The organism is Pseudomonas sp. 21LCFQ02 (assembly GCF_024129895.2).
Taxonomy (GTDB): Bacteria; Pseudomonadota; Gammaproteobacteria; order Pseudomonadales; family Pseudomonadaceae; genus Aquipseudomonas.
Genome location: NZ_CM178749.1, coordinates 1,432,397 through 1,456,435, shown reverse-complemented (window position 1 = coordinate 1,456,435; position 24,039 = coordinate 1,432,397). Strand labels below are relative to the sequence as shown.

Sequence of the window (24,039 nt, the reverse complement as noted above, 5' to 3'; positions counted from 1 at the left end):
CTGCCGGTATACCAGCCCATGCACGCCAAACGCACGGTCAGCACGGCGTCGGCACAGGATGCACCTGCGCTCAGCGCCAGTAAGTCCTATCAGTACACCCACCTCGATGGCTTGCAGGCGGCCGAAACCGCGCTGGCCGAAGAAGTTGCGCTGGCCATTGCCTACAACGGCATCAGCCAGGCAGTGATGCTGGTTAGCCCGACCGACCTGGAAGACTTCATTGTCGGCTTCAGCCTGGGCAGCGGCATCATTGCGTCAAGCGACGAAATCTATGACTTCAGCCTCAGTGGCTGCGGCTCGGCCATGCAGGCCGAGGTCGAAATCGCCAGCCGGGCATTTTGGGCGCTCAAAGAGAATCGCCGCCAGATGGCCGGCACCACTGGCTGCGGGCTGTGCGGTGTCGAAGCGGTTGAGCAGGCGTTGCCGCAACTCGATGCCTTGGCCCCGGCACCTCTGCCACCGATTCACTGGCTGGACGGCTTGCGCCAGCGCATCAGCGACTTCCAGCCGCTGGGCAAGTCCAGCGGCGCGGTGCATGCCGCGCTGTTCATGAACAACCAGGGCCAATTGCTGCTCAGCCGCGAAGACATCGGCCGGCATAACGCTCTGGACAAACTTATCGGTGCACTGATCCGCCAGGACATTCCCCTGGCCGGTGGCGTGGCCGTCGTCACCAGCCGCTGCAGCCTGGAACTGATCCAGAAGGCATTGCGCGCGGGCATCCAGACCCTGGTCAGCCTGTCGTCGCCCACCGGCCTTGCCCTGCAATGGGCGCGCAGCCATAACCTCAACCTGATTCACCTGCCGCATCACAGTGCGCCGCGGGTCTACAGCCCTGCGATGGAGAACCGACCGTGACTCATCATCAAGCCGACAAGACACCGAAACCTGCCTACAAGCCGTACAAGGGTCCGGCCGGTGGCTGGGGCGCACTGATCAGCGTGACCCAAGCCTGGCTGGGCAGCGACAACGCGCTGAAGAACCTGCGCGCCATGCTCAAGACCAACCAGAACGGCGGCTTTGACTGCCCGGGCTGCGCCTGGGGCGACTCGCCGGAAAGCGGCATGGTCAAGTTCTGCGAAAACGGCGCCAAGGCGGTCAACTGGGAAGCCACCAAGCGCCGCGTCGACCCGGCGTTCTTCGCCCGCCACAGCGTCACGCAACTGCTGGAGCAGAGCGACTACTGGCTGGAGTATCAAGGCCGCCTGACCGAGCCGATGGTCTACGACCGCGAAACCGACCGCTACAAGCCTATCGCCTGGGACGACGCCTTTGCGCTGATCGCCAAACACCTGAACAACCTGCCCAACCAGAACATGGCCGAGTTCTATACCTCCGGCCGGGCCAGCAACGAAGCGGCTTATCTCTATCAATTGTTTGTGCGCGCCTACGGCACCAACAACTTCCCCGATTGCTCGAACATGTGCCACGAGGCCAGTGGCGTAGCCTTGTCGCAGGCCGTCGGCGTGGGTAAAGGCACAGTGACGTTCGACGACTTCGAACACGCCGACGCAATTTTCGTCTGGGGCCAGAACCCCGGCACCAACCACCCACGGATGCTTGACCCGCTGCGTGATGCAGTAAAACGCGGTGCCCAGGTGGTGGTGGTCAACCCGCTCAAAGAGCGTGGCCTGGAGCGTTTCCAGCACCCGCAGCACCCGGTGGAGATGCTGACCAACAGCGACAAGCCGACCAACACCGCGTTCTTCCGCCCGGCACTGGGCGGCGACATGGCTGTGCTGCGCGGCATGGCCAAGTTCTTGCGTCAGTGGGAGCGCGAGGCTCAGGACAACAATGCTGAGCCGGTTTTCGACCATACCTTCCTCAATGAGCACACCGACGGCGTGCTCGACTACCTGGCGGCCATCGATGCCACGTCGTGGGAATCGATCCTGGAGCAATCGGGCCTGCCGCTGGACGACATCGAGCGCGCCGCGCGCATGTACGTCAAAGGCAAGAACGTGATCATGTGCTGGGCGATGGGCATCACCCAGCACCGCCACTCGGTGGCGACCATTCAGGAAATCTCCAACCTGATGCTGCTGCGCGGCAACATTGGCAAGCCAGGCGCCGGCCTGTGCCCGGTACGCGGTCACAGTAACGTGCAAGGCGACCGCACCATGGGCATCAACGAGCGCCCGCCGAAGTTCCTGCTCGACGCGCTGGAGCAGCGCTTCCAGTTCAAGGTGCCGCGTGACAATGGCCATAACGTGGTCGAGGCCATCCACGCCATGGCCGAAGGTCGCGCCAAGGTGTTCATTGCCCTGGGCGGCAACTTCGCCCAGGCCACCCCGGACACCCCGCGTACCGCGGCGGCCCTGCAGAACTGCGACCTGACCGTACAGATCAGTACCAAGCTCAACCGCAGCCATTTGTTCCACGGCAAGGAGGCGCTGATTCTGCCGTGCTACGGCCGCACCGATATCGACCAGCAGGCCAACGGCGCGCAAGCGGTTACCGTGGAAGACTCGTTCAGCATGGTCCACGCCTCGTTCGGCCAGTTGCAGCCGCTGTCCAGACACATGCGCTCAGAGCCCGCCATCATTGCTGGCATCGCCAACGCTACTCTGGGCAAAAAGCCGGTCGACTGGCTGTGGCTGATCGAAGACTACAGCCGCATCCGCGAGCTGATCGCCGATACCATTCCAGGCTTCAAGGACTTCAATACCCGGGTCGATAATCCGGGCGGTTTCTACCTGGGCAACTCGGCCGGCTCACGCCGCTGGAACACCGCCTCGGGCCGCGCCAACTTCAAGTCCAACGCCTTGCCAGGCAGCCTGATCGACGAGCGCGTGAGCAGCACCGGCCAGCAGCCGGACCTGATCCTGCAATCGATGCGCTCCCATGACCAGTACAACACCACCATCTACGGCCTGGATGACCGTTACCGGGGCGTGAAGGGCCAGCGTGACGTGGTGTTTGCCAATGAGGCAGACATCATTCGGCTGGGCTTCCAGCCCGGCCAGAAAGTGGACCTGATCTCGATCTGGGGTGACGACCACGAACGTCGCGTGCAGGGCTTTACCCTGCTGGCATTCGACATTCCAGCCGGTCAGGCTGCGGCTTACTATCCAGAGGTCAACCCGCTGGTACCCCTGGAAAGCGTCGGCGCCGGCAGCCACACGCCGACCTCGAAGTTCATTGCAATCCGGATCGAACGGGCCAGAGAAACGGCGCGGATTATCTGAGGTGACCAGGGCCGCTGTCATCAGCGGCCCTTTTTTGAAGACGTGTAAACGTCTTTAAACAAGTTCATTCACTAGTTGGGAAATATATGTTAAAAATTATTTCCCAAGTGATTTTACTGTCTGCCACATCGTTTGCAATTATCTGACCCAACAGCGCGCAACGCCTGTATTAGCGGGTAAAAAGAGTGGCTACAAGCGGTCTATGACCGTTAAAAAACAACTAAGTTCCCTATACAAAACAACAGCTTAGTTATTTGTGCGCAGGTCGTGCTATTCGTCGGATTTGCGTTGCCTGAAGTAATTGTTAATTGCACGATCGCGCCGTCATCCCTATGAGATAGCCCACATGAAATTCTCCTCGGTTCTGTTGTTGTCACTTTCTCTCGTGACCGGTTCCGCCCTTGCCGGTGGCAACCTGGAAGCGGGCGTTGGCGGTGCATTGGGCGGGGTTCTTGGCTCAGTGGTCGGCCAGCAGATTGGCGGTAGCACCGGTGCGGCAATTGGCGCAGGCCTGGGTGGTGCCGCAGGCGGCGCGGTCGGCGCAGACCGCCGCAACCGGACTGAAGCCGCCATCGGCGGTGGCCTGGGCGCTGCAGGCGGCAACGTGATCGGCCGCAGCGTTGGCGGCAACACCGGCAGCCTGATCGGTGCCGCCGCCGGCGGCGGCGCTGGTGGTGCGCTGGGCAACTACATGGGCAATGAAAGCCGCGATGACGATCGTCGCTACCGTGGCGGCAATGATCGCCGTGAGTATCGCCATGGTCATGGCCCGCGCAAGCACTACGGCCATCGCAAACACGACCGCCACTGGCGCCATCGTTGATCCGGCAAGAGCACCGTGCTTTGTTGACATCCTCCCCGCCCTAAAGGGCGGGGATTCCCACAACTGGACGCTCATGCCCGAGCGCGAGAATGTTCTTTGCGGCGTTGACGTCGCGGTCGTGGGTGGCACCGCACCCACAACAAGTCCATTCCCTTATTCCAAGCCCTGCGATACCTCTCGGCCTCGAGTCCGGCAATTGCTTGCAGCTCGAACAGGTTTGGGTGGTGTTTCTCTCGCTGACAACCTTGAAAACCGTGCCTGCGTGATCGCATTTGTATTCCAGCATGGTTTTCAATTGGCCCCAGCCGGCGTCCAGCACCGACTTGGCCATCCTGGTTTTCGCGAGTTTCAGTGAGTTCACATCGCCCACCACAATGACGCCACAACGCGCTACCAGCGAGTTGCTGAACTTATGCAGGCAATCCTTGCGGCGGTTCGCAGTTTTGGCGTGGATCGCCCGCACACGGGCCTTCTTGCCAGCGCGCTGGGCCGTGCCCAGGGCGCTCTCCAGATCCCGGTAGAACCTGCCGCTTTCAAGGCGTTCACCGTCGCTGCAGGTGGCCGTGGTTTTCAGTCCGAGGTCGATACCCACCGCGTCCTGGCCTGGCGATAACTGCCGGTCGACCTCGACCACGACGTTGAAATACCAGCGTCCACGGCTGTCCTCGTTGAAGCTACCGGATCTGAATTTAAAGCCCGCCAGGCCGTAGCTGTCCCAGACCTTGAAGTGCTGCTTGTTGAAGGCGACCTGGCCGTTTTTCCAGACAGCAGCGCCGACCTTGAAGGGCAGCCAACCCAGGCTGCGCCGAGCGCCGCCCGAGCAGCGCCAGCGGAGCTGGCGCTTTTTGAACTGCTTGCGCCGTGTGACATATTCGTCGGCAACAGCCTGCACCGATTGGCTGTGCAGTCCCAGGTCTTTGCCGGCCCCGTTGGTGTACTTGTGAATGTCGAACGCCGACAGAAAACGACCACGTTCACGAATCAAGCGACTACTCAACTCGTTTACGTAGTTCCACACAAAATTCACAGCGCGAGACGCTTCACGCAGCTGCGCTGCGTGCTTGTCTCGCACTCGAATCTTGAGGGTTTTGGTCGCTTTCATTTCAGTCATGAAACACAGAATAGGGGCGGTTTTATGGATCTTAACCCCTATCAGCGCTTCGCGGTGGCGCTTTCATCCCCCACCTGAAGGAAGGGGCTTTTCGCGCCAGCTCGGTAACCGGGGTTTCGTAGGAGCTGCTTTAGCAGCGAAGCTTTAGCTGCGAGCCTTCGCAGCTAAAGCTGCTCCTACGAGGCGATAAGCAGCGCTTGCAACGCCTCACGCAAGGCATCTGGAATCGCCACCGGCTGGCTTGACTGCCGGTCGATGAACACCTGGACAAACCGCCCCGCCGCACAGGGTTCGTCTTCCCCGACCCGGAACACTGCCAGCTCGTACTCCACGGTACTGCCACCAAGTCGGGCCACCCTTAGCCCGACTTCGATCAGCTCCGGATAAGCGACTGACGCAAAGTAGTCGCACGCCGAACTGACCACCAGCCCCGCCACCTTACCGTCATGGATATCCAGCCCGCCACGCTCGATCAGCCAGGCATTCACGGCGCTGTCGAAAAAGCTGTAATAGGCCACGTTATTGATATGCCCATAGATATCGTTGTCCTGCCAGCGCGTGGTGATCGGCTGGAAGTGGCGATAGTCGTGGCGTTGCAGCAGGGTGTCGGGCATGGTCGCTCGCTCGTTGAATGGCGTGGTGTGCCGGCAGACCCGATACGTTACAGAAAAATCCGTCAGCGCCGATACAGCTGGATACGCAATGGATCTGCAAGGAGCAGCAATGCAAGCCCCCGGAACACCGGACAAGGATGACGGCATCATCCGCATCAATCGCACCGAACCTGGCCACATTGACGTGGTACTCGGCAGCCACCCAGGCAAAAGCCTGCCCCGCCCGCTGCGCACACCCCGCCCCTATGGGTTGATCCTGCTCTGTGCGCTATTGGCGATCCTCAGCCTGTGCCTGATGCTGTCGCAGTTGCGCCGCCATACCGCCGACATCGCCCCGCCTGCCGCCAGCTTGCCGCCTGTTGCCGCACCACAATTACCCGACGAAGCCAGCGCAGCACCGGTCTCACCGGAATCTGAAGCGCAACAATAGCCAAAGGCTTACACGCGCTAGCGAACAATTGCCATTTGAATGCTCGGGCAGCAGGCCTACTATCGGATCCAACCACTGGTGAACAGGAAGCTCGCCAGGATCAAGGACGATCGACCATGCCTGGATGCTGCCGACAGGGAGTTGGAATGGTTCTGGACAAAAAACCCGCTTCGGCGGGTTTTTTAGTGCCTGCGCAAAACCAAATAAGAATTAATTGCATAAATAGCCAATGTCTTACACGCTGACGAGGCATTTGGCTATTTGAACCCGGATGGTAACTCTCTACTATGGGATCCAATCCACTGACGAGCAGGACGCTGGTCAGGATCAAGGACGATCAGCCATTGCCCGGATGCTACTGACAGGGAGTTGGAATGGTTTTGGACACAAACCCGCTTCGGCGGGTTTTTTATTGCCTGCGAAAAAGGCTGTAAACAAACCTGCGCAGGCCTTGAACAGATACCAGGCCGGGTTGCAGTTCAGGTGAATGTGCCTCGCACCACAGCAATCGTCTGCACAGAAATTATTGTTTGTGCTTCTTGCGCCATGCAGCACGCTTCCAGCGAACCTCAACCATCACCTTGCGAAACTCTCGATGGCGCTTGCTGTTGAGCATCAACAAGGCCAATAACGGCAGCAACAGGCCGATAACAGACAACGAGCCCGGTACACGTCGTTCCCCCCAGTGCAACAACACCGTCAGGATGCAGGCAAGCATCGCCACCACGATTGGCCATACTCCCCAGGGACGACCACGAACAACAATCAGGTTGGCCAGACATAAATACAACGATACACCGCCACTGGCCCCCATAAGGTATTCAGCAAGGTCCTCCTGAGCAGGTGGATATTGCTGCAGGAGCATGAACTGAGTAGCCGCCATGGCAAACAACGCTAAAAAAAAGGTGCAGATGAAAACAGGGAAATGCCAACGCATGATCGACAGAAAATCGAGGTCACCTCTCACTCTGCTAACTCCTCGTAAAGGCCAATGGCGTAGTTCTGCACGATGCCGCTACCGGCCAGTCCCGTACCGACCCCCAACGCATCCTTGAGCGTGACCGCGAACTTCGCGGATATCTCCGAGGACGTATAGCGCTTGGGTAATTCTCCGGCGGCTTGTAGCGCCTTGCGCAGTTTGGGCGTCAATGCCGGATCCTGAATCTTCAGTAACTCGTCGGTCAGACGCTTGCGCTCCTGCCGGTTTAGATTCTTCAGGCTCTGATACCAACTGCGCCCGGTCATCGCCTTGCGTACGCTCATCAACTTGGCGATGGTCAGGCCGGTTGCCGCAACGCCCGTCAAGGCAACTATGTCCAGCGCTTGCGAGGCATTCTGGTACCACTCTTCGGTATCAAGTGCATCAAGGGCGGCCGGGGCGACCATCTCCATACCAACCCGACTTAGACCGGCGACACATTGCAACGAACTTGCCCCGGTGGCAGCCCATCCCGCCGCCGTGATCAGCGTGCTCATCCCGCCAGTGAACGGAATGATCGCCGTGCCACCGATGATTGCAATCCAGCCAAGCACCGCGCCGGCACAAGACATCGAAGTGTTAAAACTTTCAGAGAGCAGCCGGGACTCTCTGGGGTTGGTTTGCACGTGTTGGGCAAACTGCTGCGCAGAGATGTTTTTTTGCGCCTCGCGCAAGATGATCCGCTTGGGTTTGATACTGCAGATCGGCGTAAATTCGCGCAGCGTGACCACATTGAATTCTGCATCGATGTACACCACACCCGCACCGACAATGGCGGGCTCGGCATCAATCGCGGCATAGAGTTTCTGCAGGTTGATATTGGCCTCGATACGTTGCCGGGCCATGATTTGCGAAGGGGTATTTCTCAACCCGATTAAAACCTGGGACATGGACTCTTCCTTGAAACAATGAACGACTGCCGGGCACCTCTGCCCTCAGGCAGAAGTGCGACCGGTAGGCCGCTCAAGACAGCGGGTTACACATTCGGGCAAGGCACCGGAGCCCAATCGCCGACGTCAGGGTTCTTGCACATACGGCCGACTTCGCTCTGACCGGCAGCAGCCACTTGTTGGCTCTCTGCCTGTTTGTTCTTGGCGTCCTGCAGAGACTTCTCGGTGCCTACTGCTTCACGCGGCACGTCCGGCAGCTTGTCTCGGTTGGCCTTGCCGCTGTTGCCAGCTTTGGCGGTGTTACCGGTTTTATTGCCAGTAGCCTTGCCGGTGTTCTTGTCAGCGGCCTTGGCACCCTGCTTGTTGCTGCTGGTGGTGACCAGTTGCGGGTTTTCAGCCTGGGCGACAACCACCACGTCGTTACGCTTCACGCCGACCTGCTGCAGGTCTTTCTCGTAAGCCTGGGTGTAGTTGTTCAGGTCTTCGCTGGCACGGCCGTTCACGGCCACGATCAGGTCGTTGGACTCTTTCAGGCCGGCGACGATTTCTGCCAGGCGCTTGCGACCTTCGGTGTCGTTGATACTGCCGGCCTTGCGGGCAGTAACCAGGCTGGCGAACTCGCGCTGGTAGCACGACTGTGAAGCCTTGGCGTAAGCGGTGCTGCGGTCGATATCGGCCGAGCTCTTGTTGAAGTCGGCGGCGTACGACGCAATACGCTGGTTGTCGTCGGCGATCTGCTTCTGACGCTCGGTGTAGTAACCGGCCGCACCACCGACCAAGGCACCACCGGCGGCGCCGATGGCGGCATTACGGCCGCGTTTTTCCGAGTTGCCGGTCAGCGCGCCGGCCAGTGCCCCACCCACTGCGCCGATGGCGGCACCGGTGACAACTGACTTGGTCATGTCTGAGTCGGTCTGGCGCAAGTGCTGCACAGGCTGGTAGCAGGTCGGGTAGAACTCGACCTTGGTGGTCGCACCGACCCTGGACACCGGTGAGCTGGCGCAACCGGTCAGCAGGACAGCGCCGAACCCGGCGGTAGCCAGCAACAGGCTGCGGCTTTTGGCGAGAGCTTCGAATGGTTTGCGAGACAAAAACATGGCTGCGTTCTCTTCTTCAGGTTTGGACAGGCCCGCACGGCCCAATGCAGTGCGGGGTCTTGCGGTGTTGGCCGGCACACTCATTGCGTGCTGGCCGATACGAGTAACTGTTTGAGGATGTCGGCCGGGTCGGCGCGCTTGTTCTTGCGGTACTCACCGACGTGACGCACGAACAGCGTGGCGCGGTTCATCAGGCTTTTGCCGATGACCGGCTTGCGCGCCAACTCTTCCTTGACCCGCTGGAACTGCGCCTGAATCACCGCGTCGGTGTAGCGCGTGCCGGTGGCCAGGTTGTCGATGTAGATCGCCACGGCACCCTCCAGCGCGCTGCGCCCGTTGGCCATCGCCGAGGCGAACATCGCGGCGCTGGCCTGGTCACCGGCATCGGCGGCCTGCTTCTGGGTTTTTTGCAGGTTGGTCAGGCGGATGTTGTAGTTATTGATGGTCTCGGCCACCAGGGCAGCGGACTGGATCAGGTTGCCGGCAGCCTCTTCACGTTGCAGGGCAATCAGCGCCACGTTGCGCTTGAGCTCTTCGTTGACCAGACCCAACTCGGCTTGTAGACGCGGGTCGGCAGTGGTGCCAATGATGCTGTCCAGGCGCTTGGTCGGGTCATTGACCGCATCGATGTCATCGGTCAGCGACGCCAGCCGGCCGTCCTTCTGCCATTGCTCGAACAGCTCCTTGTAACGTGAGCGCGGCGCCGACAGCGCGCCGAGCGCGACCCGAAACCCTGTGGTTTCGTTGCGCTGCTCGGTGCCGTCGGCGGCGAACAACGGATACTCGCGACGCATGCCGGTGAACAGCGTGCCTTCGCCTTCGAGGTAATTGCCGCCCTTGGCCACAAAGCCGCCATAGGTGCCTTGGCGGCGCCCGGCATGCACCAACTGGAAGGATTCCTGCACCATCTCGGCGGCGTTGCCGATCACATCGAACATACCGATCGGGTTGGGCAGCTTGGTGCCAATCGGCATCAGCCGCGCGCCCTGCCCCGTACCGCCAGCCACCTGGCTGTACACCGCCCAGTCAGCCAACGGGCCGTCGCCTTCCTGGCCGTCCTGACGGCGCGGGAACAGCCGGCCTTCCAGATCCTGACGGCTGACCGCCTGGCCGCCACGGGCGGCGAATTCCCATTCCACTTCCGTGGGCAGGCGCACGAAGCCGATCCCGCCGTCTTCGGCGTCCTTGCCACGACCGCTGACCGGCAACAGGTCGCGGTGGTTTTTCATCAGCCAAGCGCTGTACACCGCAGCGAAACGCTCGGCTTCGAAGCGCGACAGCTTGACCTTGGGCAAGCGCCCGGCCATACCGTCCTGGGCCTCGCAAACCGGGGCGGGTTCGCCACTGGCCAGCGATTGCGCCTGGGCCATGACTTGGGCGTACTGGCGCTGGGTGACTTCGTACTTGCCGATGAAGTACATCATCGGCTTGAGCGGCGTGCCTTTTTCAGCCTTGGGCAACAGTGGCGCGATGGTCTTGCGCCAGGCCGGCGCCAGGTCTTCAGCGGTGAACTGGCCATTGATGAAGTCGCGTCGGTAGCCGGAAATGAACGACTGCTTGTAGCCCGCCTCACCTTCACTGAACGGATAACCCAGGCTGATTTCACGGTCATCCAGCGCGCCTTCAGCGAGGATGTATACGTAGCGCATGACCATTTCGCCGCCACACGGCAATGGCAGGCTGACGTCATCGGGCAACGGTTTGGGGTTATCCAGCTTGTTGCTGGCCGGTGCCTCGCTGTCGCTCTCGGCACACGCGACCAGCGAGGTCAGGCCCAGTGTGGTCAGACACAGCGCGGCCATTGCTCGCGCCAGACAAGCCCTGCGCAACTCAAACATCTCTGATTCCTTCCGAAGCCTGGATACGTGACACCCGCAAGCCGCCCAGGGCGGCGGCGACGGCGCTGGCCCCCAGCACGGCCAACAGGGCCACGAGGTAATGACGCGCCAGCAGGTGGCTGGCGTATTCACCGGCCACCTGCACGAACAGCCGATTCAGGCCCCACTCGGCCAGGCCGTAGAGCAACGCGGCGAGGGCGGCGGCCAGTACCCCGCTGTACAGCGCCTGCAGCATGACGAACCCCAGCAGCGCGCCGCTGCCGAACCCCAGCAGGCGCAACACCGATAGTTCACGGCGCTTGCGTGCGATGGCCGCCAGGGTGCCGGCGAAAATCGCCGCACAGGCACCGGCCATTGCCAGAGCGGCGATCACCCAGAACACGATGGTCAGGTTGCGGCTCAACGACTGCACCTGGGCGATGGCCTGGGCCTGGGTGGCGACCAGAATGCCGCTGTCGGCAAAGTGCCGACGCAGCGGCTCGACATCGTCCAGATGCCGCGCATACAAGCGAAACGCCGGATAGATACGCGGTGCATCAGCCGGTCTGGCTTCGCCCGGCCAGTCCAGTGCCGGCACCGCACGACCGTCGCGATAATCTTCTGCGGCCTGCAGAAGTTCCAGGCTGGCAAACAAGCCATCGCGCTGGAACGCCTCAAGCGGCAATACCGCCTCGACCTTCAGGCGCACCCGCCGCACTTCAACACGACCGGCGACCTGCCGGGTGATTGCCGCGTCCAGCCAGTCGCCCATCTTGACCTGCAACTTCTCGGCGGCGGTCTTGCTCAGCAGCATGCTGTCCAGGCCGACCGGCACCGGTAGCGAACCCAGCAGCGGGTCGCCGTGCGCGGTGGGAATCATCTCGACGTTCACGGCCTGCAACTGGCCTGGCAGGCTCAGGTCGGCGGCGGCGGCGATCTGCCGGGTCCGCGGCAGGGCGAACAGGACCTCCGGGCGCTTGCTCAGGTCAGCGATCTGGCTGGCGCTGAAGCGTGCACCGCCCAACGGGATGATCTCGCGCACCGCCGGGTCCTGTTCCAGGCGCTCGGTGAGGCTGCCGATCAGGCCGAACTTGAGGCCGAACAGCACCAGCAGCGGCGCGATCACCGCCACCAGCGCCAGCACACTGCAGGCCGACAGACGGCTGTCGGCACGGTAGTCCTGCCAGGCCATGCTGGCGATCAGGGTCAGGTTCATAAGCTGGCCTGCCCCAGCGTGGCCGTCACGCCGCCATCGGCATCGCGCTGGCAGTCGATGCGCAGCAGGCTCAACCCCGATTGCCGGGCCAGCCCTTCGTCGTGGGTGGCGATCACGCAACAGGCTTGCTGTTTGCGGGCCTGCTTGAGCAGCAACTGCATGACTCGCCCGGCATTGAGCGGGTCCAGCGCGGCGGTAGGTTCATCGGCCAGCAACAGTTGCGGGGAATGCGCCAGGGCGCGGGCACAACTGACCCGCTGGCGTTGGCCCACCGACAGCGCGGCAGGCTTCTTGCGCAATTGGTCGCTGATTTCCAGTTGCCCGGCCAGGTGCTCGACCGTACCGTCGTTGTTCATGCCCAGCAGGCGCCGCGACAACTCGATATTGCTGCGTACGTCCAGAAACCCCAGCAGCCCGCCGGTTTGCAGCACATAACCCAGATGCCGGCTGCGCAGCGCCGCCAGTTGTTCCTGACGTGCTTCACGCCACAGACCGCCGATATCGAACTCGCCCTGGGCGGTGGAAAAGTCAAAGCGCTGGGCATGATCCGGGGCCAGCACCAGCGCCAACAGATCAAGCAGGGTGCTCTTGCCACAACCGCTCGGCCCGACCAGCGCGCAACACTGGCCACGCTCGAGTTCCAGACGCGGAATCACCAGGCTGTAACGCTGGCTGGCGCTGCCGCGCGTTTTGCGCACCTCTCGCAAACTGAGCATCACGGCAGCGTCGACAACGGTACGCGGTACAGCGCATCACCCGGCTCGGCATCGCCGAAGCGGACCCAGTTGGCCAGATCGTTGTGGAAGGTCTCGTAGAGGCGGATCTTCGATTCCAGCTCGTCGATAAAGTCTTCCTGCTCGGCCACGCTCAACGACAACCACAAATCCTGGGTCATGTTCAGCGACTTGCTGCGGTACGGCAGCCCTTCAAGGTATTCGCCCAACACCCCGCCAGCGGCCAGGTTGGCGCCGTTGCGCAAGGCTTGCGGGTCGCGGCTCATGTAAGCGCTGGCACTGGCGATTTCCTGGAAGAAATCCTTGGGTGAAGTCTGGGTCTTGCGCGCCGCATCGACGATCAGCTTCAGCGATTGCTGCAGGTCGTTGAGTTGCAGTTTGGTGAGCATCACGCAGACCTGAAAGGCCGGCAGCGCCGGGTTGGTCAGGTCGCGGTCAGCGGCCCAGGCACTGACCAACTGCGGCGCCTGGATCGCCGCTTTGCGACCGAGAAAATCCATGTGCATGGCGTAACCGACGGCGGCGGATTTCTCACTCAGGCTGGGCGCCTTGGCCAGCAGCGGTACCGCTTGCGGCTGGTTGCTGCGCACCTGGTGCACCAAATCGGCGAACACCGAGCCGATCTCGCCAACCCGCTCGCCGAACTGCTGCACATCACCACCGGCCACCGGCACATAGAGGTCGCCAATGCGCGGGTTCGGGTCGGCGGTCAGGACCCGATACTGCTGTTCGGCCGAATCGTGATTTTTCTTGCCAGCCTCGGTGCGCAGATGCAGCGCGTAGATTTTGATCTGCTTGCCCAGTGCGGCCTGACGCACTTCGGCTTCGTTCATCCGGGTGCTGCTGAGCGGATCGCTCTTGCGCAACGCACCGGCATCGCTGACCAGCAGGATCAGCCGCCCGCCGTAGCCGGACCAGTCCATGCCATCGACCGCCTGCATGATCCCGGCGAAGGCGTCTTCATTGAATGAATGGCTGGACACTGGCGTGGCCTTGACCTGCCGGGCCAGTTCCAGGAAGCGCTGCGGGTCGCGGCCCTGCTCCAGGGTGATCAGGGTCTTGCTCAGGTATTGCAAGCCGGGAGTCTTACTGGTGTTGTTGCGAAAGCCCACCAGGCCAAAGCTGACGCTGTCCAGCTCACCGCGCTGGGCGATCTTGTCCTGCAACTGATGGACGACTTCACGGACCTGATCGATGTACGGCTGCATCGACACCGAGGTATCGACCACCAGTACCACCGCCGTACGAAATGCATTGCTGGCCCCTGCGGATCTGGGCTGATCGCCAGCGGTCTTTTGCGGCAGGTTGCCGGGGTCGATCGAGGCAATGTTGAGCATCTGTACCGGCTGACCGTCTTCGTCGAAGCTTTCCCGCGAATCAAAAATCGGCAGCAGGTAGAACTGGTCCTGCGGCACAGCGCTGGCAGCCGGTTCCAGGGCCAGTACCTGGCTGTTGTCCTGAGTGTCGTTCTGCGCCTGCATCAACAGCTTGCGCGCCGCTACCGGATCGGCAATCAGGCTTTCCAGTTTGCCGGGATCACGCAGGAACATCACCGGCGAGCGCCCGGAGCGTTCAGTGAACTTGAGCACCAGACTCTGCTTCCAGTCGCTGACCTGGCTGGCCGGCAGCCAGCCTTCACTGCGCCCGTCACTGCCCGCACCGACCCGCAGCCACGGCTCACCGTTTGCCTGGCGGCGCTCGTAGACATACAGCACCGAGAAGGCCGGCAGCGGTTTATCAACATTGCCACCAGGCTCACTGGCAAACCGCGCACCGGGCTTGCTCAGCACCCGTTGATAGAGGGTCTGCTTGCCTGCCATCAGCAACGGCTTGCCGGTATCGGTTGCCGGTTGTTGCGCGGCATTGAGGGCCGGCGTTGCGGTGGCTGGCGTGCTTGCAGGCGTCGGCGCTGCGGTGGCTGCTGCCTGGGGCGTGGCCGACGCGGCGCCGCCTTGGGCAGCGGCGGGCTTGTCAGCGCTCAGCCAGAGATAACCACCGGCACCGATACCCAGTGCGGCGGCAATCGCCACCGCCAGCAAGGCCATGGCGGGGCCGCGACGGGGCGGTTGATCCTGCAACGCCGGGCGCGCCCGGGATTTGCTCAGATTCGGCGCGGGGCGGTTGACCGGCTCTGCCGCTGCCGGTGGCGGGCTGTCAGGAATCACGATGGACACTGGCGTCAGCCCGGCCAGCTCATCGGTCGCGGCTTCGCTGACCGGCTCATTACCCGGCAGGGCATCGACCACTGGTAAAGGACGCAGCAGGGTGCGTTCACTATCGCTCTGAATCAGTTCGTCCAGCGCCGCGACCAGCACCTGGGCATTGGCAAACCGCTCGGCCGGGTCTTTGGCCAGCAGGCGGGTCAGTACGTGCTGGTAGCGGCCATGCTGCACCGGCAGTGCCGGAAGCGGTTCGGTCAGGTGCGCCAGTGCTGTGGATAACGCATCCGGGCCGCTGTACGGCAGACGCCCGGCCAGAATCTCGTAGAACACTACGCCCAGCGCATAAAGGTCGGCGCGGCCGTCGATCTCTTGGCCACGAGCCTGTTCCGGGCTCATGTAACTCGGCGTGCCCACGGCAAATCCGGCCTGGGTGAACTGGGTGCGGTCGTCCAGTGATTTAGCGATGCCGAAGTCCGACAATACCGCGGTGCCATCGGCGCGGAACAGGATGTTGGCCGGTTTTACGTCGCGGTGGACCAGACCCTGGGCATGGGCGTAGCCCAGCGCGGCGGCGATCTGGCGGATGTACAGCAGCCCCTGCTCATCTGAAAGCCCGGCCGCGATCCGTTCTTTAAGCGTGCCGGCGGGCAGATACTCCATGGCCATGTAGTACAGCGGGCCGACGTTGCCAATGTCGTGAATGGTCGCAATGTGCGGATGCGCCAGCCGCGCCAGGGTGCGGCCTTCGCGCAGGAAGCGCTCGCAGAAGCTCGGGTCGGCAGCCAGGCTGGCGGCCATGACCTTGAGCGCTACCTTGCGCTCCAGCGAACGCTGGATGGCCAGATACACTGTAGCCATCGCGCCTTCGCCAATTTCGCCTTCAATGTCGAATCCAGGAATTTGCATGTCCATAGCGGCTCTCAACTGGCCTTGACGACAATGGCGGTGATGTTGTCGGGCGCGCCGCGGGTCAGCCCCAGATGGACCAGGCTGCGCACGACTTCATAAGGGTTCGGGTGGCCGAGTACGTCACGGATTTCATGGTCTTCGGCGGTCTTGTTCAGGCCATCACTGCATAGCAGGTAGGTGTCGCCGGCCTGAATGTCCAAGGTCACCTGTGACAATTCCAGCGGGTCGGCAACGCCCACGGCGCGGGTGACGATATTGGCGCGCGGATGAACCCGCGCCTGGGCTTCGCTGAGCAGGCCGCTGTCGACCAGGTCCTGCACATAGCTGTGATCGTGGGACAGGCTTTGCAGCACGCCGTCGCGCAGCCGGTACAGGCGGCTGTCACCGGACCACAGGCAGATGCCCTGGTTATCACGTGCGGCCAGCAGCACCACGGTGCTGCCCATCATGGTCGCCTTGCGGCGTACCGTCTCTGCGCGCACTTCGCGGTTGATGTCGTCCAGTTGCTGGCGCAGTGCATCGCAATACACCTGCAACGTGGCCAACGGCGGGACACCGCGCAGCGAATCGACAATCAGGTTGCTCACGTAGTCGCCCGCTGCATGGCCGCCCATACCGTCGGCCACCACCCACAGACCACGTTCGGTCAAAGCCAGGCAGGCATCTTCGTTCAGCGAACGGACCATGCCGGTATGGCTGTAACTGGCCGCCTGGTAAGTCAACGTCATCAAGCACGGCCCTCCTTGCCAAGCAAGGCGCGGGCGAAATCACTGGCCGCCGGCAGCCCTGGGCAACGCCACAGGCCGGGCTGGATATGCTCACCACCACGCCCCCACCACAGGCTGGAACCGATACAGGTGTGCTCGGCCAGGGCCGCCATGCGCGCCTGGGGATCGGTGGCGGCGAAGCGTTGCAGGCTGGCATCGACCTGCGAAGCAATCCACGGTGCCCCCTGCGGCGCAGGCAGACCCTGCAGACGCGCTTCAAAGTCGGCAAAACTGGCCTCGGCCTGCAAGCTGTCGAGCATCAGCGCTTCGGCCTGCTCGAACCAGCCGTCAGCCTGCAGCCAGGCGCTCAGCGACTCATGCGGCGCCAGGGTCACTGCCACGGTCAATGGAAAGTAGCGCCCGACCCGGTCGATGCTTGGCATCAGCACCCCGGCCACCGCTTGCGCTCCGCAGACCCCTGGCGCCAGTGCAAAGCGCCACAGCGGGCTGACCAGGTAAGTCTCCAGCCAGGCGCTGCCCAGTTGTTCCTGGCTGGCCAGCAGGCCGGCGGCCAGCCACTGGTCCCAAGGCTGGATGAACGACTGCGGCAGGCCGCGGCTGACGAAGTCGCCACGGCAAGCCAGCTTGCCGTAAAAACCCGGCGCACCAGGGTGTTGTTGCTCTGGGGTCATAACCGCTCCGGCAGACTGAAACCGCTCAGGACACGGCTTTTGAAAGGGTTGAAAGCACTGTTGGCGCGCAACTCGTAGGCGATGCTGGCGCCATCCACACGCAGGCGCAGGTTGAAACGGTCCGGCGCACTGCCCGCGACCAGGTCCGATTGCTCCAACAGGCGGAACCAGGCCCACGGGCCGTCCAGGGTTACGGCCGAGCGGCCACTGGCCGACGGCGGGCTGATCGACAGGCGTACCACACCAATGCTGCCGGGGTTGGGCCACTGCATGGCCACCGGGCGACTCGGGCCGTGGTCGTAGCTGATCTGCTGGCCGTCGAGGTCCAGCAGAAATTGAGTGATCGAGGCATCCATGGCCACCGGTTTGAGTTCGAAGCGCACCACCGGCTGGGTGCCGCCGGCGCGGAAGAACGCATCACGAATGGCGCTGGCACGCTGGAAGGTCTGCAGCACGCCGGCATTGATGCCCAGTTTCTGCGCCGCACCGGGCTGCCAGCGCCACGGGTTGGCCGAAGTGTCCACGTACGGTTGCAGGTACTTGCGGAAGTAGTTGTCCATCACCCCGCCAACCCCGAAGAACATGCCGAAGTCATCCAGCGTCGCATCGCGGGCGCTGCCCGCCGACAGCGGGTAGCGGCCACTGAGCGATTGGCGATAGACGTTCACCACCTCGCTGCTCCAGGCCGCGTTGAGCTGGTTGCGCACGCCGCCCATCATGGTGTTGGTGGTGGAGTTGACCACTGATTTGACCAGCCCGCGCACCACCGGCGGCTGACGTTCGGCGCTCAGGTTGACGCGCGTGGCGGCAGCACTGGCCTGGTTCTTGGCTTCGCCGAGCAAGGCATCACCACTGGCCCCGACCATGGCACTGACCTGCACGTACAGGGCATTCATGTCGGTCAGCAGGGCATCAATGCTGCCCGGCTGCTCAGCGCTGCCCACCAACCGACGCAACTCGGCAAAATGCGCGCTGACCGGGTCGTCATTGGCCGTTTGTGCAGCAGGCGTGGCCGCCTGTTGTTCCTGACCGAGCAATGAGCCCAGGCGCTGCTTGAGTTGATCCACGCCGTCTTCGACCGGCTTGCCCTGCGCCGCGAGCAGGCGCTGTTCGGCTTGCAGGTCGGTCTGCTGGGCCACCGCTTGCAGGAGCTTCTTGAGCGGTGAGTCAGGCCCGGAAATCACCCGCAGCACGTCAGCCGCCTGGGCCACACTGGTGATCGGCACGAAGTCGATATCGGCGAGCAACGCATCCCACTCGCGCAGGAAGTCCTGGAAATACAGGCGCCGCACTTCACCGGCCAGGCTGGCGACATCCAGCACGCCACCTTGGGCACTGCCCAGCACCCACTGCTCTTCGGCCAGCACGCCGGCCTGGCTCAGGCTGTTGCGCAAAAAGCCCTCGCGATAGCCCTTGGCGGTGAACAGGCCACTGAGCGGCTCGCCTAGCGGCTTGCCGCTCTTGCGGCTGAACACCAGCGCCGCATCGCGCCCGGCCGCTTCATTGAGGCGAAAGTCCGGCACCCCGTCAGGCAGCTTCTGACGCTTGACCCGGTCATAGACCCGCTGCGCCACCGGCAACTGTTGCAACTGGCGGCGCAGGTCTTCGATCAACGGCTGATCCAGGCGTGCTTTGGGCGGATGCCGTTCAAACAGCGCCTGCAAGTGCCCGGCCAGCGCCTGCCGCTGCTGGGGCGGCAGGTCGCGGGGCAGGTTGCGCTCCCAGTCGAGGCTGATCCAGGCCTTGATGAAGTCGGCATCGAAGTGCTCCTGGTCGGCCAGCATCAGGTACGCCTTCAAGCCCTCGTACAGATAGTCCGTAGAACCGCCGGAACGCAGCTGTTCTTCGATGCGGCTGACCAGCCGCGGCGCGAATACCGCGATCAACAGCTTGCGGTACACGCTGCCGGATTCGGCTTCGAGCATGTCACCCTGATACAGCCCAAGTCCTTCGGACCAGCCCGGTGGATCACCGGCCAGTTGCCGCACAGCATCGAGCAGCGGCAGCACGGCCAGCACATCGCGCTGCGCCGGGCTCAGGTTCTGCACCTGCTGGCCCAGCGGGGCGAGCTTGCCATCGACCTGGGCAATGTAATCCTGGTTGGCGCGGTAGCTGACCCACCACAGCGAAGCCACTGTGACCACCACCAGCACGGTGGCCGCCAGCACGCCACGGGCGACCCACTTGCGGCGCTGCTCAACCTTCGGGTCGGCGCTCATCAGGCCCTGCTCGGCAAAGGCCACAGCGGTGAACAGCTTCTCGATGAAGTAACTGCGCCCGGTGCCGTTTTGCCGCGCCAGGTGTTGACGGTCCAGGCTCATGCTCTGCGCCATCACGCCGATCAGGCGATCGATCGGGCTGCCTTCCTGGGTGCCACTGGTGAAATACACCCCACGCAGTAACGGCCGGGTTTCATAAGGGTTAGGTTTGAACACGCCTTCCAGAAAGCCCTGCAACGCCTGGCGCAAAGCAGCGAACTGCTGTGGGAAGCCATAGATCAGGTCGCGCCGCGCCGGGTCGCGCTCCTGTTGCAGGCGCTCGACCAGCCGCTCGTTGAGGCGTTGTTCCAGCGCGGCCAGTTCCGCCGGGAAATCCTGCAACGGGCCGGAGGCGCTCTTGCCGTCGTCCAGGGCGAAGGTGGTGCCCCACACCTGGGCCCGTTCATCCTTGCTCAGCGCATCAAAGAACTCCATGAAGCCCGGCAGCAGGTCCAGCTTGGTGAGCATCAGATAGATCGGGAAGCGCACACCCAGCTGATCGTGCAACTCCTGAACCCGGCTGCGGATCGCCACCGCATGGGCAGCGCGTTCTTGTTCGCTGCACTGCAACAGGTCCGACAGGCTGATGGCGATGAACGCACCGTCGATCGGCCGGCGCGGGCGCTGGCTCTTGAGCAGGTCGAGAAAGCCCAGCCAGGCGGCTTTGTCCACCTGGGCGTGGCTGTCCTGAGTGGTGTAGCGCCCGGCGGTGTCGAGCAGCACGGCGCGGTCGGTGAACCACCAGTCGCAGTTACGCGTACCGCCGACCCCACGGATCGCGCCGCTGCCCATCTGCGCAGCCAGCGGAAAGTCCAGGCCGGAGTTGACCAGCGCGGTGGTTTTGCCCGACCCCGGCGGGCCGATGATCACGTACCACGGCAGCTCATACAGGTTGCGCCGCTGGTCACCGCCCAGGCGGGCCTTTTTCAGCAGGGCCAGCGCTTCGTCCATGCGCTGGCGCAAGGTCGCCAGTTCTTCGGCGGTGGCGACACTGGTCGGGTCGGGCGCGGTTTCGGCGGCCAGACTTTCGATGACTTTGGCGGCCTGGCGGCGCGCCTGGATAATGCGGTACAGCCGCCAGCCGATCCACACCGCCCAGAGCAGGCCGATCAGCACCCAGCGCCGGCCTTCCGGGACCAGCGCATCGAGCAGCGGACCCACAAACCAGATGATCAGGCTCAGGGCAATCAGCCCCAGTACCGGCACCACCCAGCGAATGACAAACCCCAGAAACGCCTTCACTCGACGCCCTCCGCCAGTACGGTGATTTCAACCCGACGATTCTTCGCCCGTCCTTCGCTGGTGGCATTGGAGGCCACCGGCTCGGTGTCACTGCGGCCTTCGGCCGTGAAGCGCTGCGGCTGGCCGGTGCGGGCGGCGAGGATTTGCAGCACTTGCTCGGCACGGGCCTGGGACAGCGCCCAGTTGGACGGGAAACGCAGGGTGGCGATGGGTCGGTTGTCGCTATGCCCGGTGATGCGCACCTCGCCCTTGACCTTGCTCACCGCTTCGGCGATACGCAGCATCAGCGGCTGATAGGCATCGACAATGGTTGCGCTGCCCGAGGCGAACAGTTCGTCACCGCGAATGGTCACCACCGAACGGTCTACGGCGTCTTGCACAGCAACCTTGCCGGCGCGAATCTCGTCAGCCAGAAAGCCCGCCAGACGCGGACGCTCGACCACTTTGGGCTGGATCACTGGCCGATCGATGGCCTGCACCGGGATTTCGCCCAGCGCATGAATGCGCTTGAACACCGGCTCCGCGTCATTGGCCAGCTTCATCCGCAAGCCCAACAGCAGCAGCAACAGCAACGCCACGCCAATCGCCACACCGACCCAGGGCGGCATGAACTGAGCCAGCCGGTCACGGGCCAGCACCAGCCCACGCCAGCGCGGCGACAGCTCTTGCTCACGCTCGCCACGGGCACTGCGAATCGCCGCACTGGTGCGCTCGCGCACGGCTTCAAGCTGGCTGCGGCCGTTGTTCATGACCCGATACTTGCCCTCGAAACCCAGGCTCATGCACAGGTACAGCAGCTCCAGCAGATACAAACGTTCGCGCGGCGTTTGCAGGCAGTGCTCAAGCAACTGAAAGGACTTTTCGCCGCCCCAGTTTTCGTTATGCACGGTGACCAGCAGGCTCTGCTTGCCCCAGTCACTGGCGCCGCCCCACGGGGTACTCATCACCGCTTCGTCCAGCGCGGTGCACAGCACGTAACGCGCCAGCAGCACGTCGTTACGCGCAATACCGGCGGCATCGGCGCGCTCTTCGAACTGGCGCAACTGGGCCAGCAGTTGGGCGCGCAAGCTGGCCGGGGCCGGATGGGCGATGGTGTTGCGCAGCCGGGTCAGCAACGCCAGCAAAGGGCCGGCGGCAGCCTCCAGCGGGTTGAGGCCGTCGCCCTGACCCGCCGCCAGGGCCGGACCTGAGGCTTCGCTCGGCGGCTGTGGTACCGGCGCGCTGGAGGGCGCCGGGCGGCCGCCCGGACGCGGCATGAACTGGGTGCGATCGTCGTTCGAATGCATCGCCGCGTTATCCTCGAATCGCCCAGAAAGCCAGGTTCAGGCCGGGAAATTCACCGGCAATGTGAAAGGCAAAACCACCGGAGCGGCTCAGTTGCTGCCAGTGCTCGCTGCCCCGGTCCAGTTCGTAGTAGGTCGAACCGACATGGAACGGCAGTTGCCGTGGCGCCACCGGCAACGGCAGCAGACCAATGCCCGGCAGTTGCAGGTTGACCAGGTCGCGGATGTGCTCCACCGAACCGATCTTGCTCTGCTGGCCGAACCGCGCCCGCAAGGTTTCGCCCGGAATATCGGCGCGCACCACCAGAATGAAACTGGCGTTGTCCAGCAGGCTCTTGTCCGCCAGCATTGCCACGTGCACGCCGTAGGCTTTTTCGACGATCGGAATCGGTACTGCCTTGCTGTCAATCAGCATCGACAGCGCCTCGCGCAGGGCCTGCATGACCGGCGCATAGCTGACTTGCAGGTCGTCGTGCTGATAACGCGGGAACTCCTGCGGGCGGTGCTCGCGGGTCGAGAAGGTCGCGAACTCACCGGCCAGGCTGACCAGCTCGCTGTAGAAGCGCTCCGGGTGCAGCGGGCTGAGTTGGCCCAGATGCTGGATCAGCGGCTCGGCGCGATTGACCAGTTGCAGCAGCATGAAGTCGGCAATTTCCGAGGCGCCGCCGGCACCCGAAGCCACCACCCGCCCGGCCAGCGCCTCGCCACGCTGGCGCAGCAAGCCTTGCAGCTCACTGCGAAATGCACTCAGTGGACGGCTCACCGCCACATCCAGCAGCGGCGGGATGTACTGCTCGTCAAGCAACAGTACGTTGTCGGCGCGCTTTTCGATGATCCGCACCACGCCCAGCACGGCGTAGTCACTCAGGCCGTCCTTGTCGGTCAGCAGGCGCAGCGCCCGTGAGCCGACCGCCACCGGCGCACGACTTTCGAACTGCGCATTGTCGTCGCGCACTTCACGCACCTGGCTCTGATAACGTGCCGCCCCCGCAGCCTCGCCTTGCTCGACCGTGTCACGCACCCCGGCCCGGCGCAGCGGCAGGCCCAGGTACACCAGGCCATCGCGCAGGCTGTCATCGATGCTCAACGGGCTCGGTGCCGGATCATCGTGAGGGATGTTGAACGGCGTGCCGTCAGGCAACAGGCCACGGGCCGCGACGATGGCCAGCTTGCCCTGGGCCAGCAGGCCCTGATCGATGAGCAGTTCGGAAAACCCCCAGGCCGCCGCCGACAGCGGGCGGCTGCGGGCGTCGATCAGGTTTTCCAGGTAACGGTCATGCTGCTGGAAATGCTGTGTTCCGATGAACATGCCTTCCGACCAGACCACACGATTGTTCCAGGACATGGGTTCTCCGATTGCCTATTGAGCGGGGCGGGTTGCGGCGGCGGCAGCACTGCTGATCGCCAGCGCATCGAGGTCGATCCGGTAGTGCGAGCCGTGCTGCGGCGTCAGGTTCAGGACCGTGCGCCAGCGGGCACGGTCGATTTCGCGGTAGCCGACCACCAGGCCGATATGCCGGGTCGCCGGGTTGAGCGGGCGCACCACGCTGCGGGTTTCGCCGGGCCTGATCAGCACTTCGTCCTGATCGACCAGGTCAGCCCCCAGGGTCTGACTGCCACGCTCGGCCAGCGCGAAGTAATCGGCGCGGCTGAAAGCTGCGCTGTTTTTGAGTTCAAAGATCCGCACCCGCACTGGTGCCGGTTGCCCGGTGGCGCCGGGGTTGAGCGTGGCACTGGCATGGATGTCGAGGGTCACGCTGGCGTCGTCGCCAGACGTTTGCGAGGCAGGACCGGACGCTGGCGACGAAGCGCTGGAACAGGCACTGAGCAGGCTGGCCAGGACAGCAATTCGGGCAACGGTGGCGAGCAGCGGCATTTTCACAGGGG

General features: G+C 63.3%; 19 protein-coding genes. 4 read left to right on the top strand and 15 right to left on the bottom strand.

The annotated features are described in order from the left end of the window. Positions 1–18 precede the first annotated feature (18 nt). The 3 genes from fdhD (at position 19) to NJC40_RS06800 (ending at position 4,011) form a co-directional block, all read left to right on the top strand. Entirely contained in the window at positions 19–858 is an 840-nt protein-coding gene (gene fdhD / locus NJC40_RS06810) for a formate dehydrogenase accessory sulfurtransferase FdhD (RefSeq protein ID WP_045485728.1), read from the top strand. Further along, positions 855–3,188, top strand: a complete 2,334-nt coding sequence (locus NJC40_RS06805) for an FdhF/YdeP family oxidoreductase (protein ID WP_253142720.1) — start codon at positions 855–857, stop codon at positions 3,186–3,188. Before fdhD ends, NJC40_RS06805 begins: the two co-directional genes overlap by 4 nt. A 346-nt stretch (positions 3,189–3,534) precedes the next feature. Continuing rightward, the gene (locus tag NJC40_RS06800; protein WP_045485724.1) at positions 3,535–4,011 is read left to right on the top strand and encodes a glycine zipper domain-containing protein; all 477 of its coding nucleotides are present in this window, start codon (positions 3,535–3,537) and stop codon (positions 4,009–4,011) included. 40 nt (positions 4,012–4,051) lie between these two features. Here NJC40_RS06800 and NJC40_RS06795 read toward each other — a convergent pair whose 3' ends face one another. Beyond that, entirely contained in the window at positions 4,052–5,113 is a 1,062-nt protein-coding gene (locus NJC40_RS06795) for an RNA-guided endonuclease InsQ/TnpB family protein (RefSeq protein ID WP_492180511.1), read from the bottom strand. A 185-nt stretch (positions 5,114–5,298) separates the two neighbouring features. Continuing rightward, on the bottom strand, positions 5,299–5,736 hold the full coding sequence (locus NJC40_RS06790; RefSeq protein ID WP_045485720.1) for an acyl-CoA thioesterase: 438 nt from the start codon (positions 5,734–5,736) through the stop codon (positions 5,299–5,301). A gap of 109 nt (positions 5,737–5,845) precedes the next feature. Here NJC40_RS06790 and NJC40_RS06785 point away from each other — a divergent pair, with 109 nt between their 5' ends. Beyond that, on the top strand, positions 5,846–6,166 hold the full coding sequence (locus NJC40_RS06785; protein ID WP_253142802.1) for a hypothetical protein: 321 nt from the start codon (positions 5,846–5,848) through the stop codon (positions 6,164–6,166). 523 nt (positions 6,167–6,689) lie between these two features. Here NJC40_RS06785 and NJC40_RS06780 read toward each other — a convergent pair. The 13 genes from NJC40_RS06780 to tssJ all read right to left on the bottom strand — a co-directional run bounded on the left by NJC40_RS06780 (position 6,690) and on the right by tssJ (position 24,028). Further along, positions 6,690–7,133 carry a hypothetical protein gene (locus tag NJC40_RS06780; RefSeq protein WP_253142803.1) on the bottom strand — a complete coding sequence of 148 codons (444 nt, stop codon included), beginning with the start codon at positions 7,131–7,133 and terminating at the stop codon, positions 6,690–6,692. Further along, positions 7,130–8,035: an Ssp4 family T6SS effector gene (ssp4, locus tag NJC40_RS06775; protein WP_253142804.1), complete on the bottom strand. Its 906-nt coding sequence runs from the start codon at positions 8,033–8,035 to the stop codon at positions 7,130–7,132. The genes NJC40_RS06780 and ssp4 overlap by 4 nt, the downstream gene beginning before the upstream one ends. Before the next feature lie 86 nt (positions 8,036–8,121). Then, the gene (gene tagQ, locus NJC40_RS06770; protein ID WP_045494090.1) at positions 8,122–9,132 is read right to left on the bottom strand and encodes a type VI secretion system-associated lipoprotein TagQ; all 1,011 of its coding nucleotides are present in this window, start codon (positions 9,130–9,132) and stop codon (positions 8,122–8,124) included. 80 nt (positions 9,133–9,212) lie between these two features. Beyond that, positions 9,213–10,934, bottom strand: coding sequence for a formylglycine-generating enzyme family protein (locus NJC40_RS06765; protein WP_492180555.1), 1,722 nt, complete (start codon positions 10,932–10,934; stop codon positions 9,213–9,215). Between the two features lie 28 nt (positions 10,935–10,962). Continuing rightward, positions 10,963–12,165 carry an ABC transporter permease gene (locus NJC40_RS06760; protein ID WP_253117026.1) on the bottom strand — a complete coding sequence of 401 codons (1,203 nt, stop codon included), beginning with the start codon at positions 12,163–12,165 and terminating at the stop codon, positions 10,963–10,965. Next, a complete protein-coding gene (locus NJC40_RS06755; protein WP_253142806.1) occupies positions 12,162–12,881 on the bottom strand; it encodes an ABC transporter ATP-binding protein in 720 nt (239 codons plus the stop codon). The genes NJC40_RS06760 and NJC40_RS06755 overlap by 4 nt, the downstream gene beginning before the upstream one ends. Continuing rightward, positions 12,881–15,973 carry a serine/threonine-protein kinase gene (locus NJC40_RS06750; RefSeq protein ID WP_253142807.1) on the bottom strand — a complete coding sequence of 1,031 codons (3,093 nt, stop codon included), beginning with the start codon at positions 15,971–15,973 and terminating at the stop codon, positions 12,881–12,883. Before NJC40_RS06750 ends, NJC40_RS06755 begins: the two co-directional genes overlap by 1 nt. An 8-nt stretch (positions 15,974–15,981) precedes the next feature. Next, on the bottom strand, positions 15,982–16,698 hold the full coding sequence (locus tag NJC40_RS06745) for a PP2C family protein-serine/threonine phosphatase (RefSeq protein WP_045485701.1): 717 nt from the start codon (positions 16,696–16,698) through the stop codon (positions 15,982–15,984). Next, positions 16,698–17,369 carry a type VI secretion system-associated protein TagF gene (tagF, locus tag NJC40_RS06740; protein ID WP_045485698.1) on the bottom strand — a complete coding sequence of 224 codons (672 nt, stop codon included), beginning with the start codon at positions 17,367–17,369 and terminating at the stop codon, positions 16,698–16,700. Before tagF ends, NJC40_RS06745 begins: the two co-directional genes overlap by 1 nt. Further along, on the bottom strand, positions 17,366–20,869 hold the full coding sequence (gene tssM / locus NJC40_RS06735; RefSeq protein WP_253142808.1) for a type VI secretion system membrane subunit TssM: 3,504 nt from the start codon (positions 20,867–20,869) through the stop codon (positions 17,366–17,368). Before tssM ends, tagF begins: the two co-directional genes overlap by 4 nt. After that, positions 20,866–22,155, bottom strand: coding sequence for a DotU family type VI secretion system protein (locus tag NJC40_RS06730; RefSeq protein ID WP_253142809.1), 1,290 nt, complete (start codon positions 22,153–22,155; stop codon positions 20,866–20,868). Before NJC40_RS06730 ends, tssM begins: the two co-directional genes overlap by 4 nt. Positions 22,156–22,162: 7 nt before the next feature. Further along, positions 22,163–23,497, bottom strand: coding sequence for a type VI secretion system baseplate subunit TssK (gene tssK / locus NJC40_RS06725; protein WP_253142810.1), 1,335 nt, complete (start codon positions 23,495–23,497; stop codon positions 22,163–22,165). A 15-nt stretch (positions 23,498–23,512) separates the two neighbouring features. Next, positions 23,513–24,028: a type VI secretion system lipoprotein TssJ gene (gene tssJ / locus NJC40_RS06720; protein ID WP_253117064.1), complete on the bottom strand. Its 516-nt coding sequence runs from the start codon at positions 24,026–24,028 to the stop codon at positions 23,513–23,515. Positions 24,029–24,039: the final 11 nt, after the last annotated feature.